Origin of the sequence: Mycobacterium lehmannii (assembly GCF_002245535.1) — a bacterium.
In the GTDB taxonomy this organism is placed as follows: Bacteria; Actinomycetota; Actinomycetes; order Mycobacteriales; family Mycobacteriaceae; genus Mycobacterium; species Mycobacterium lehmannii.
Genome location: NZ_NKCN01000019.1, coordinates 22602 through 34317 on the forward strand (window position 1 = coordinate 22602; position 11716 = coordinate 34317).

The window sequence follows — 11716 nt, forward strand, 5'->3', positions numbered from 1 at the left end:
GAGCGAAGCGCCGGTTGTGGAGGTCAGACGGGCGAGAACTCAGTTGTCCGGCGTGACGGGAGCGGCCAGTTCCTGCTCTTCCAACCTCGCCGCCTCGCGCGCGGCTTTCGCCTGCTGACGTTGCTGCTCGGCCTTGGCGTCGCGGCCGACGGGGCTCATCGCGGAGTTGCCCGGCGCGCCGGGCGCGGCGACCGCGGCATTGCAGTTCAGGGCCACCATGACATCGCTGTTGGAGACCGGGCGCCCCCGCGAGTTCGGGCGGCGGACAGCGGCATCCCACGCGTTCGTCACCAGGCAGTTGCCTTCGTCGGCGCTGCTCCCCACCCGCGTCGCGACCACGGCGTTGCCGCCGTACTGCTGGATGATCTTCTTGGCGTCTTTATATGGCCGGTCGACGACGTCGGGAACCGCGTGGGCCTGGCCCGCTCCGACGAGCGCGGTACCCGCCGCTACCGCGGCGATGGCCGCGCCTGTCCACAGATGCCGCAACTTGAGCAACGCCCGCCCTCCGAGTCTCCTGTGATGCCGCATTCAGGGCGTAAGTGTTTGCCCGACGGGGATACTACATCGACGGATGGGTCTGGAGAGGCGGTTGTGAAACTGTTGCCAGGAACTTGATGTCACCGGGGGACACAGATATATTGAGTGCAACCAACGGGTACAGATATTTAATGGGTGGGGCTCTCGCACGCGAGAAGGAGCAAGGATCAATGCACGAGAATTTGACTGACCTACATCTGCTGCATGAGCTCGAACCTGTCGTCGAGAAGTACCTCAACCGGCACTTGTCGATGCGCAAGGACTGGAATCCGCACGACTACATCCCGTGGTCGGATGGCAAGAACTACTACGCACTGGGCGGCCAGGATTGGGATCCCGAGCAGTCGCAACTGTCGGAAGTCGCCCAGGTGGCGATGATCCAGAACCTGCTGACCGAGGACAACCTGCCGTCGTATCACCGCGAGATCGCGATGAACATGGGCATGGACGGCGCATGGGGCCAGTGGGTCAACCGGTGGACCGCCGAGGAGAACCGGCACGGCATCGCGCTGCGCGACTACCTCGTCGTCACCCGTTCGGTCGACCCCGTGCAGCTGGAGCAGCTGCGCGTCGAGCAGGTCACCCGCGGCTTCTCCCCCGGCCAGAACCAGCAGGGCGACCTCTTCGCGGAGAGCCTCTTCGACTCGGTCATCTACGTGACCTTCCAGGAGCTGGCGACCCGTGTCTCGCACCGCAACACCGGCAAGGCGTGCAACGAGACCGTGGCTGACCAGCTGCTGGCTCGGGTGTCGGCCGATGAGAATCTGCACATGATCTTCTACCGGGACGTTTCCGAAGCCGGCTTCGACATCGCGCCCGACCAGGCGATGCACTGTCTGCACCGCGTGCTGCGCAACTTCAAGATGCCCGGTTACACGGTTCCCGAGTTCCGCCGCAAGGCCGTCATCATCGCCGTCGGCGGTGTCTACGATCCGCGTATCCACCTCGACGATGTGGTGATGCCGGTGCTCAAGAAGTGGCGGATCTTCGAACGCGAAGACTTCACCGGTGAGGCCGCGCGCATGCGCGACGACCTCGGTGTGCTCGTCGAGGAGCTGGAGGAGGCCTCGCAGAAGTTCGAGGAATCCAAGCAGCGTCGCCTCGAGCGCGAGGCGCGCAAGGCCGAGAAGCTCTCCGCGAAGAAGGTTCTGGCCTCCTCGCCCTCATGACGGTCCTGGCCGACGAGCGCGAACTGCTGATCGGCCCGATACGACTCCGCAGCCCCGTCGTACTGGCGCCGATGGCCGGTGTGACCAACGTTGCGTTTCGCACCCTGTGCCGCGAACTCGAGCTGGCCAAAGCGGGCACGGTCAGCGGCTTATACGTGTGTGAGATGGTCACCGCGCGAGCTCTGGTCGAGCGGCATCCCGGGACCATGCACATGGTGACGTTTGCGCCCGACGAGACCCCGCGTTCGCTGCAGCTGTACTCGGTCGACCCTCAGAACACCTACGCCGCGGCGAAGATGATCGTCGACGAAGGTCTGGCCGACCACATCGACATGAACTTCGGCTGCCCGGTCCCCAAGGTCACCCGGCGCGGCGGGGGTGCTGCCCTGCCGTACAAGCGCAGGCTGTTCGGGCAGATCGTCGCCGCGGCGGTCCGCGCGACCGAGGGCACCGAGATCCCCGTGACGGTGAAGTTCCGCATCGGGATCGACGACGGGCACCGCACCCATCTGGACGCAGGCAGGATCGCCGCCGAGGAGGGCGCCGCAGCGGTGGCTCTGCACGCGCGGACCGCGGCTCAGCGTTATTCCGGCAAGGCGGACTGGGACCAGATCGCGGCGCTCAAAGCGCACGTCACGGGCGTACCCGTGCTGGGCAACGGGGACATCTTCGAAGCCTCCGACGCGTTGGCGATGATGTCGGCCACCGGATGCGACGGTGTGGTGATCGGTCGCGGCTGTCTGGGCAGACCCTGGTTGTTCGCCGAACTGTCGGCCGCGTTCACGGGGCGTCCCGCGCCCGCACCGCCCACGCTCGGCGAGGTGGCGTCGATCATCGTGCGTCACGGCGAACTGTTGGCAGCCCATTTCGGTGAGGACAAGGGCATGCGCGACATCCGCAAGCATGTCGCCTGGTATTTGCACGGTTTTCCCGCCGGCGCCGACCTGCGACGGGCGTTGGCGCTGGTCAAATCCCTTTCCGAGCTCGAGGAACTGCTCAGCAGGCTCGATGCCGACGTGCCCTTCCCCGACGCCGCGACCGGTCCACGCGGCCGCCAGGGGTCTGCTGCCTCGGTGGCACTGCCCGAGGGCTGGCTGGCCGATCCCGACGACTGCACGGTGCCCGCCGGTGCCGAGGTCATGCACTCCGGTGGGTAGCCGTCTCCCAGTCGTCTCCGTCCTGAGACGACTCTGACATCACATCTCTCAGGATGTCTCAGTACGATATGAGTCTCGTTCGTAATGCGCTCCCGTCGCGGAGTCACCCAGGTGTCGTTGCAATGGCGCGCGGTGCCGTGTTCGCCCCTGAGCTGCACATGTCGAGAGTCGGAGGCCGGTAGGACATGAGTGACGGCGATAACGCCACTCCTGGCCCTCCCGACCCCACCGACGGGGACAACCGGTGGCTGACCCGCAGCCAACGGCCCGCACCGGGCGCCGCGCCCTGGGAGCGTGCGGACCTCCCTCGCAGGCAGGAGCCGTCGGAGGCCGAAGCCGCCGAACCCGAGTCCACGGGTAACCACACCGACGGCGTGACCGTCGCCGACCTCATCGCCAAGTTGTCCGGTGACGGCGCGGTGCCCCCCGAACTGCGGCGTCGGCGCCGCCGCGCACCCGAACCTCCCGACCCGCCGGCACCGCCCACCGAGATCATCGCGGCGGTGCCCGACGCACCGGCGGGGCAGGACTCACCGGCTGACCTCGACGAACCAGCCGGACCGTACAAACCGGAGCCGCCCGCTTCCAGCGAGGACAACGACTGCGACACCGAAATCCTGCCGGTCATCCGCGCCGATGCGGAGCTGCCCGATCTGGCGCTCATTCGCAGGCCCAGCCGGGTGCCCGCGGCGCATGCGGCCACCGCGAGCAGGCCGGCGAAGCCCCGCAAGCGTCGGCGCCGCACGCTCATCGCCGGCCGCGCGATCGCCGCGCTCATCGCCGTGCTCGCACTCGCGATGACCGGCGGGGCGTGGCAGTGGCAGTCGGCGAAGAACAACATGATGAACCGGATCTCCGCGCTGGACCCCGACTCCCGCGACATCCTGGACCCCAACGCGCAATTCGGTGACGAGAACTTCCTGATCGTCGGCGTCGACAGCCGGCTCGGCGAGAACAGCGACATGGGCGCGGGCACCACCGAGGACGCCGCGGGCGCGCGCTCGGACACCGTCATGCTGGTGAACATTCCGGCGAACCGGGAACGTGTTGTGGCGGTGTCGTTTCCGCGGGACCTCGCGATCGAGCCGATGAAGTGCGAGCCGTGGGATCCCAAGACCGGCAACTACGGTCCGATCACCGACCCCGACTCGCCGATGTATGGCGCCGAGGAGGTTTACACCGAGTACAAGCTGAACTCGGCGTACGCCGTCGGTGGGCCCAAGTGTCTGGTCAAGGTCATCCAGAAGATGTCCGGCCTCTCGATAAACCGTTTCATGGCAGTGGATTTCGCGGGCTTCTCCAAAATGGTGGACGCCCTCGGCGGAGTCGAAGTGTGTAGCACAACGCCACTCGAGGACTACGAACTCGGAACGGTGCTCCCCCACGCCGGCCGGCAGATCGTCGACGGACACACGGCTCTTCAATACGTGCGCGCCCGCCAGGTGACCACCGAGACCAACGGCGACTACGGGCGGATCAAACGCCAGCAGCTGTTCTTGTCGTCGCTGATGCGCTCGATGATCTCCAAAGAGGTGTTCTTCTCGCTGTCCAAGCTCAACAACGTGGTCAACATGTTCATCAACGACAGCTATGTCGACAACATGGACACCAAGGATCTCGTCACGCTCGGCCAATCGATCCAGGGCATCGCCGCGGGCCGGATCACGTTCCTGACCGTCCCGACGACGGGCTACATGGACGAGTACGGCAACGAGCACCTGCGCGAGGAAGACACCCGGGCGATCTTCGACGCGATCATCAACGACGATCCGCTGCCTGAGGAGAAGAACGCCGACAACACCCCGGTGCCCGGGACGCCCGAGTCGTCGACCATCGCCCAGCCCGAGTCGGCCGCGCCGACCCATGACGCCGCGCCGTCGGGTGAGCTCGTGGACGCGATCACCACCGATCCGGCCGACATCACGGTCCAGGTATCGAACTCCACCGGGGAGAACGGTCTCGCCGCGACCGCGGCCAGCGAACTGCAGACCCACGGTTTCAACGTCACCTCCCCCGACGACTACCCGGGTCCGCTGGATTCGACGACGGTGTTCTTCTCACCGGGCAACGAAGAGGCGGCGGCGACGGTGGCGTCCTCGTTCGCCAACGCCAAGGTGGAGCGAACGACGGGGATGGGCGACACCGTGCGTGTGGTGTTGGGCAGCGACTTCCACACCGTGACCCCGCCGTCACCGAGCGGCTCCCCGGTCCAGGTGCACGTAGTGCGCGGATCCAGGAGCACCCCGACCCAGCTCCCGGAGGATCTCGCAGTCACGAACGCAGCCGACACCAGCTGCGAGTAATCGCGCCGGTCACAGCGTTTCAGCAGGTGGGGTTCACCTTTCGTTCACCGCTCGCTTCATGCCGTTTCGGTGGCGATGCCCGTAGGGTGGAGACATGCGTACTGCGTATCACGAGCAGTTGGAGGCTCTGACCACCCAGCTCGGAGAGATGTGCGGGCTGGCGGGCGCGGCGATGGAGCGCGCCACCCAGGCCCTGCTGCAAGCCGATCTCGTGCTGGCCGAACAGGTCATCACCGACCACGAACAGATCGCCGCGATGAGCGCACGGGCCGAGGAGTCGGCGTTCGTACTGCTCGCGCTGCAGGCGCCGGTGGCGGGCGACCTTCGGGCCATCGTCGGCTCGATCCAGATCGTCGCCGACGTGGACCGTATGGGTGCGCTCGCGCTGCACGTCGCCAAGATCGCCCGTCGCCGTCACCCCCAGCATGCGCTGCCCGAAGAGGTGAACGGATACTTCGCCGAAATGGGCCGTCTCGCTGTGGAATTGGGCAACAGCGCCCAGGAGGTGCTGGTAACCCGCGATCCGGAGAAAGCGGCCCGGATCAGCGAAGACGACGACGCGATGGACGATCTCCATCGGCATTTGTTCACGGTGCTGATGGACAAGGAATGGAAGCACGGTGTTGCCGCCGCGGTGGACGTGACCCTGCTCGGCCGCTTCTATGAGCGGTTCGCCGACCACGCCGTCGAGGTCGCTCGCCGGGTGATCTTCCAGGTCACCGGTAAGCACCCCACCGAAGTGGATATGCCCGCGTCGCGGTGAAGCGGGCGTTCGGGCGGCTCAGCCGAAGCGCCCCGAGATGTAGTCCTCGGTCGCCTTCTGGGACGGGTTCGAGAAGATCTTCTCGGTGTCGTCGATCTCGATGAGCCGGCCGGGTTTACCTGTGGCCTCGAGGTTGAAGAACGCGGTCTGATCGCTCACCCGTGCCGCCTGTTGCATGTTGTGCGTGACGATGACGATCGTGAACTCCTGTTTGAGGTTGGAGATCAGATCCTCGATCGCCAGCGTCGAGATCGGGTCGAGCGCCGAGCATGGCTCGTCCATCAGCAGCACGTCAGGCTCAACGGCGATCGCGCGAGCGATGCAGAGCCGCTGCTGCTGCCCACCGGACAGTCCGCCGCCGGGCTTGTCCAACCGGTCCTTGACCTCGTTCCACAGGTTGGCGCCGCGCAGCGACCGCTCGGCCACCTCGTCCAGTGTCTTCTTGTTACGCACCCCTTGAAGCTTGAGTCCGGCGACCACGTTGTCGCGAATCGACATGGTGGGGAAGGGGTTTGGTCGCTGGAACACCATACCGATGGTCTTGCGCACACCGACCGGGTCGACTCCCGCGCCGTAGATGTTCTCACCGTCGAGCAGCACCGAGCCCTCGACGCGCGCGCCCGGGATGACCTCGTGCATGCGATTCAGTGTTCGCAGCACAGTGGATTTACCGCAGCCCGACGGGCCGATGAAGGCGGTCACGTTGCGGGGCGGGACCGCCAGCGAGACATCGGCCACGGCGTGAAACGCACCGTAGAAGATGTTGACGTCCTTGAGATCTAAGCGCTTGGCCATCGAAATCTCCTAAACCTTTTTGGGGGCGAAGACCTTCGCGAGGAATCGCGCCCCGACGTTGAGTAAGGCGATCAGCAGGATCAAGGTCAGGGCGGCGCCCCACAACCGATCCGTGGGAACGGGATTCGCGCCCGCACCCGCCGAGGTCTGGTCGTACATCATGCCGGGCAGCGAGCCCATGAAGCCGTCGAACATGTCGAAGTTCATCGCCTGCGAGTAGCCGACGAGGACCAGCAGCGGTGCGGTCTCACCCATCACACGCGCCAGCGCCAACATGACTCCCGTGACGATTCCCGATAGTGCGGTTGGAATCACAATGCGGACAATGGTTTTCCACTTCGGCACGCCGAGGGCATAGCTAGCCTCACGCAGGTCCATCGGCACGATGCGCAGCATCTCCTCGGTCGCGCGCACGATGACCGGAATCATCAGCAGCACCAGGGACAGCGACACCGCGAAGCCGGACCGCGGGAAGCCGAACGTCGCCACCCACAGCGCGTAGATGAACAGCGCTGCGACGATCGACGGTACGCCGGTGAGGATGTCGACCATAAACGTGGTCACTTTGCCGAATCGTGTTCCGCCGCCGTACTCGACGAGATAAATCCCGACAAACACACCGATCGGAATAGAGATGGCTGCACACACCAAACCCTGCAGCAGCGTGCCCACGATGGCGTGGTACGCCCCTCCGCCCGCCTGGAACGCCGTCATACCCGCTTGTGAGTGCCAGAACCACTGCGGCGAGGTCAGTGAGTTGAAACCCTTGACGACCACCGAGTACAGCACCCACAGCAGGGGAACCAGGGCGATCAGAACGCTCAGTGTGACCAGAATCGTCGCGACGTTGTTGGTCATCTTGCGGCGAAGGCTGACCCCTTGGAAGGTGGTCGCCTTGACCGGCCGGTCCAGCGTCGACGTCACTTTTCACCCTTCCCGCCGACCGCCGCACGTGCCAGTGAGTTCACCACGAACGTCAGCACGAACAGCACCAGGCCGGCAGCGATGTAGGCGCCCGCCTTGTACTGGTCGTTGAATTCGCTTGCGGTGGCCGCGATCAGGCTCGCAAAGGTGTAGCCACCGTCGAACAGCGACCACCCGAACGCCTGCTGCGTCCCGCGCAGAATGATCAACAGCGCGATGGTCTCGCCCAGCGCCCGACCAAGGCCGAGCATGGCACCGCTGATGTAACCGGACATGCCGAACGGCAGTACGGTCGTGCGCACCACTTCCCAGCGGGTGGCACCGAGCGCCAGTGCGGCCTCGATCTGACCCCGCGGCGTCTGAATGAACACCTCGCGCGTGACCGCGGTAATGATCGGAAGGATCATCACCGCCAGCACGATTCCCGCCGTGAAGATCGTCCCGCCGCCTGCCACCGACGCCGTCCCGGTCTTGAAGAGGAACAGCCAGCCGAGGTTCTCGTTCAGCCACAACGCAACCGGTTTCAGCACCGGGGCCAAGACGTAAAGCCCCCACACGCCGTAGATGATCGACGGCACCGCGGCCAACAGGTCGACCATGTACGCCAGCGGACCCGCGACCCGGCGCGGCGCGTACTGGGTCAGAAAGATCGCGATGCCAAGGGCCACAGGCATCGCCAGAACGAGCGCGAACACCGACACGAATACCGTCACCTGCAGCAGATCGAGGATGCCGAAATGCATCGCCGACGTGTCGGTGGTCTTCCAGGTGCCGCCGTAGAGGAAGAAGTTCTCCTCGTTGCGCGCCAACGCCGGGATCGCCCGCCACAGCAGGAACGCCCCGATGGCCGCGATCAGTGCGACGATGAAGGCGCCCGAGCCCTCCGCCAGCCCGCGGAAGATCCGGTCGCCGACACGCTCTTTGGCGTTCCTCGACGGGTTGCTGCTTATCGGGGTCGGCTCGGAAAAGGGTGAAGCGAGCGCTTCACCCGATCCCGCGTCGGACGGATTAGGGATTGTCACCTCGAGCCTATCGGTCATCGGTCCCAGGACCCATCCTCACCGTATCCTCGGCAGCGCGCCACGAAACTAGGCAATCGCTTCGATGGATGTCAGGAGTCGTTCCTTGAAGCGGTCCGGCAGCGGCACATAGCCCGCGGGCGAGAGGTTCTGCTGGCCGTCGTTGGCGGAGATGGTGAGGAACGACTTGACCGCCGCGGCGGTTTCGGGGTCGTAGCCCTTCGAGCAGACGATCTCGTAAGTGGCGAGCACCAACGGGTAGGCGCCGGGCTCCTTCGTCCCGTACAACGAGTTCAAGTCGAGCGTCAGGTCGTTGCCTTCCGCGGCGAACGTCGCAACGTCGATCGCCTTCCTCGCGGACTCGTCGGTCAGCTCGACTGCGCCTGCGCCACTGTCGATTTGGGCGAACGGCACACCACCCTGTTCGGCGAAGCCCTTCTCCACGTAGCCGATCGATCCGCCGGTCGCCTGCACGGCCTGCACGACGCCTGCCGACTTCTGGGCGCCTTCGCCGGCACCGCCCTGGAACTCGCTGCCCTCGCCCCTGGTCCAACTCTGGGGAGCGGCGGCGGCGAGGTACTTCTGGAAGTTGTCGGTGGTACCGGAGGAGTCCGACCGGTAGATCGGCGTGATGTCGGTGTCCGGCAAGTTTGTCCCGCCGTTGAGCGCAGCGATCGCGGGATCGTTCCACTTGGTGATCTGTCCCTGGAAGATCTTCGCGAGCAGGTCGGCGTTGAGAACCAGCTTTTCGACACCATCGATGTTGTAGGCCAACGCGACTGGGCCGAAGACCAGCGGAAGGTTCCATGCCGGGTTGCCGTCGCAGCGCTGCGCGGCCTGCTGGACCTGAGGACCCGACAGAGCCGAATCCGATCCGGCGAAATCGACCTGACCGGCGATGAACTGCTCGCGTCCGGCGCCAGATCCGGTGGGGTTGTACGACAGGTTCTTACCCGCGCAGTGCTGACCCCAGACCTTGTTGAACTCGGCGATCGCGTTCTGTTGAGCCGTCGAACCCTCGGCCGTGACGGAGTTCTTGCCGCCACACTCGGCCGACGACGCCGCCCCGTCACCGCCCGTGGTCGCGGTGGTGCCGGCGTTGTTGTCGCTGCCACACGCGGACAGGGTCAACGCCGCGATCGCGGCCACCGAGAAGGTTGTCAGCAGCGGGCTGCAGGTGGTGTTGCCAAGGTTGAGCTTCACGAATCCCACTTTCGAATTGGACGGCTTGAACTCCCTGGCAACGTATGCGGCGCCGGTGGACGGATCGCGGATGAGAAGTGAACGGGCGGTGAACACGTTCAGTTAGTTGGCCGTGGTTTCCCAGCTAGCGGTCGGAACGCTGCGCATAAGCGGCATCGACGGAGAACACCGTGAAGCCGAGCTTTCGGTAGGTGTTCACCGCCGCGGAGTTATCTGCTTCCACGTAGAGCATCACGGCGGAATCCGCACTCCCCGACAGTCGCTCGGCGAGGTGATGGAGACCGGTCAAGGTCAGCACTGCGCCGAGGCCGCGACCCTGGGCCGCTGGATCGACGCCGAGGACATAGACCTCGCCGAGGTCGGCGCCGTGGATTTTCGTCCAGTGAAATCCGAGCAACTCATCGGTGTCCTCATCGACGGCCAGGAACAAACCCTCGGGGTCGAACCACGGTTCGCCGCGGCGCTCGTCGATGTCGGCCTCAGTCCATCCACCCTGCTCGGGATGCCATACGAAAGCGGCGTTGTTGACGCGCAGCAGCGCGGCATCGTCTGCCGGGCCCGAGTAGGTGGTGATGCGGACACCGTCGGGTGTCGGTGTCAGCGGCAGGTCGGTCAGCGGACGCCGCATCTGCAGGAGTTCGCGGACCACGGTCAGTCCGAGCGAGGCGGCCGTCGCGCGTGCCGCCTCCAGGTTGCCGTGCGCCCACACGCGGGCGTCGTGTCCGCCCTCGGTCAGGCCCGCCCGCACCAGCGCCGCGCCGATTCCGCGACGCCGGGAGCGCGGGTGCACGACCGCCTCTGCCATCGCGGAGTCGTCGTCCGCGGCAAGGTTCAGATAGCCGACGATGTCCTCATCGTCGCGGGCCACCAGGTGGCGGGTCCGATCGTGCGGCAGCTCCCGCAGCACCTGCTCGCCGACCGGGGCGACACCGTCCGCTGAGGCGGCGGCCTCGATCAGTTCATGAATGCGACGCTGCTCGTCGCCGGAGAGTTCGGTGCGCCAGAGAAGTTCCGTCACGGGCTTCGCAGCGGGTCGGCCAACGCTTCGGCGATACCGTCCGGCGTCTCGAGGTCCACTCCGTCGATGTCGTCGGGGATCGCGGCTTCGGGGGCGGACGCGCGTCCGCGCGCGGGTCGGACCGCCTTGTAGCCGACGTTGCGCACGGTGCCGATCAGCGATTCGTATTCGGGGCCGAGCTTGGCGCGCAACCGTCGCACGTGCACATCCACCGTCCGGGTGCCGCCGAAGAAGTCGTAACCCCAGACCTCCTGCAACAGCTGCGCGCGGGTGAAGACCCGGCCGGCGTGCTGGGCCAGGTACTTGAGCAACTCGAATTCCTTGTAGGTCAGGTCGAGGGGGCGACCGCGAAGGCGGGCGGTGTAGGTGCCCTCATCGATCACCAGTTCGCCAAGGCTGATCTTGCCGACGTTCTCCTGGTTGGCCACTCCGCCGCGGCGTCCGACGAGCAGCCGCAGCCGCGCGTCGATTTCGGCGGGCCCGGTGCTGGGCAGCAGGATCTCGTCAAGACCCCATTCGACGTTGACGGCCACCAGACCGCCTTCGTTGACGACGGCCACCACGGGCACCGAGGTGCCGGTCGTGCCCAGCAGCCTGCACAAGCCGCGAGCCGCGGCGAGGTCGGTGCGTGCGTCGACGATCGCGACGTCGGCGCTGCCGGCCTCCAGAAGCGACGACACCTCGGTCGGCGCGGTCCGCACCGTGTGAGCGAGAAGCGACAGCGACGGCAGCACAGACTCAGGGTGTGGGTCAACTGTCAGTAGCAGTAGATCCAACTGGCCCTCCAACAGCCATAGGGACCTCGCCTGGACATCTTTGTCGGTC

Annotated in this window: 11 protein-coding genes; 4 read left to right on the forward strand and 7 right to left on the reverse strand. The window is 65.8% G+C overall.

Annotated features, from left to right (window positions below):
- Nucleotides 1-39 precede the first annotated feature (39 nt).
- Nucleotides 40-498 (reverse strand): PASTA domain-containing protein, encoded by a 459-nt coding sequence (locus tag CEX87_RS19450; RefSeq protein WP_233151447.1) that lies wholly within the window; start codon nucleotides 496-498, stop codon nucleotides 40-42.
- Between the two features lie 212 nt (nucleotides 499-710).
- Between CEX87_RS19450 and CEX87_RS19455 the strand changes: the two genes are divergently transcribed.
- The 4 genes from CEX87_RS19455 to phoU all read left to right on the forward strand — a co-directional run bounded on the left by CEX87_RS19455 (nucleotide 711) and on the right by phoU (nucleotide 5932).
- Nucleotides 711-1709 carry an acyl-ACP desaturase gene (locus tag CEX87_RS19455; protein WP_064348081.1) on the forward strand — a complete coding sequence of 333 codons (999 nt, stop codon included), beginning with the start codon at nucleotides 711-713 and terminating at the stop codon, nucleotides 1707-1709.
- Nucleotides 1706-2866: a tRNA dihydrouridine synthase DusB gene (gene dusB / locus CEX87_RS19460; RefSeq protein WP_068198442.1), complete on the forward strand. Its 1161-nt coding sequence runs from the start codon at nucleotides 1706-1708 to the stop codon at nucleotides 2864-2866. Before CEX87_RS19455 ends, dusB begins: the two co-directional genes overlap by 4 nt.
- Nucleotides 2867-3051: 185 nt before the next feature.
- Nucleotides 3052-5169 carry an LCP family protein gene (locus tag CEX87_RS19465; protein WP_064424991.1) on the forward strand — a complete coding sequence of 706 codons (2118 nt, stop codon included), beginning with the start codon at nucleotides 3052-3054 and terminating at the stop codon, nucleotides 5167-5169.
- Between the two features lie 94 nt (nucleotides 5170-5263).
- Nucleotides 5264-5932 carry a phosphate signaling complex protein PhoU gene (gene phoU, locus CEX87_RS19470; RefSeq protein ID WP_064397546.1) on the forward strand — a complete coding sequence of 223 codons (669 nt, stop codon included), beginning with the start codon at nucleotides 5264-5266 and terminating at the stop codon, nucleotides 5930-5932.
- 18 nt (nucleotides 5933-5950) lie between these two features.
- Here phoU and pstB read toward each other — a convergent pair whose 3' ends face one another.
- The 6 genes from pstB to CEX87_RS19500 form a co-directional block, all read right to left on the reverse strand.
- Nucleotides 5951-6727, reverse strand: coding sequence for a phosphate ABC transporter ATP-binding protein PstB (gene pstB / locus CEX87_RS27690; protein ID WP_064397548.1), 777 nt, complete (start codon nucleotides 6725-6727; stop codon nucleotides 5951-5953).
- A gap of 9 nt (nucleotides 6728-6736) precedes the next feature.
- A complete protein-coding gene (gene pstA, locus CEX87_RS27695; protein ID WP_064397551.1) occupies nucleotides 6737-7651 on the reverse strand; it encodes a phosphate ABC transporter permease PstA in 915 nt (304 codons plus the stop codon).
- Nucleotides 7648-8691, reverse strand: coding sequence for a phosphate ABC transporter permease subunit PstC (pstC, locus tag CEX87_RS19485; protein WP_094288734.1), 1044 nt, complete (start codon nucleotides 8689-8691; stop codon nucleotides 7648-7650). Before pstC ends, pstA begins: the two co-directional genes overlap by 4 nt.
- 48 nt (nucleotides 8692-8739) lie before the next feature.
- On the reverse strand, nucleotides 8740-9873 hold the full coding sequence (gene pstS / locus CEX87_RS19490) for a phosphate ABC transporter substrate-binding protein PstS (RefSeq protein WP_198957260.1): 1134 nt from the start codon (nucleotides 9871-9873) through the stop codon (nucleotides 8740-8742).
- A gap of 124 nt (nucleotides 9874-9997) precedes the next feature.
- Complete coding sequence (gene mshD, locus CEX87_RS19495; protein WP_094288736.1) at nucleotides 9998-10891, reverse strand: mycothiol synthase; 894 nt, start codon at nucleotides 10889-10891, stop codon at nucleotides 9998-10000.
- The gene (locus tag CEX87_RS19500; protein WP_064397570.1) at nucleotides 10888-11667 is read right to left on the reverse strand and encodes a winged helix-turn-helix transcriptional regulator; all 780 of its coding nucleotides are present in this window, start codon (nucleotides 11665-11667) and stop codon (nucleotides 10888-10890) included. The genes mshD and CEX87_RS19500 overlap by 4 nt, the downstream gene beginning before the upstream one ends.
- Nucleotides 11668-11716: the final 49 nt, after the last annotated feature.

Coding starts and splice junctions, on each gene's coding strand:
- CEX87_RS19455 (WP_064348081.1), top strand. CDS start 711: ATGCACGAGAATTTGACTGACCTACATCTGCTGCATGAGCTCGAACCT.
- dusB (WP_068198442.1), top strand. CDS start 1,706: ATGACGGTCCTGGCCGACGAGCGCGAACTGCTGATCGGCCCGATACGA.
- CEX87_RS19465 (WP_064424991.1), top strand. CDS start 3,052: ATGAGTGACGGCGATAACGCCACTCCTGGCCCTCCCGACCCCACCGAC.
- phoU (WP_064397546.1), top strand. CDS start 5,264: ATGCGTACTGCGTATCACGAGCAGTTGGAGGCTCTGACCACCCAGCTC.
- pstB (WP_064397548.1), bottom strand. CDS start 6,727: ATGGCCAAGCGCTTAGATCTCAAGGACGTCAACATCTTCTACGGTGCG.
- pstC (WP_094288734.1), bottom strand. CDS start 8,691: ATGACCGATAGGCTCGAGGTGACAATCCCTAATCCGTCCGACGCGGGA.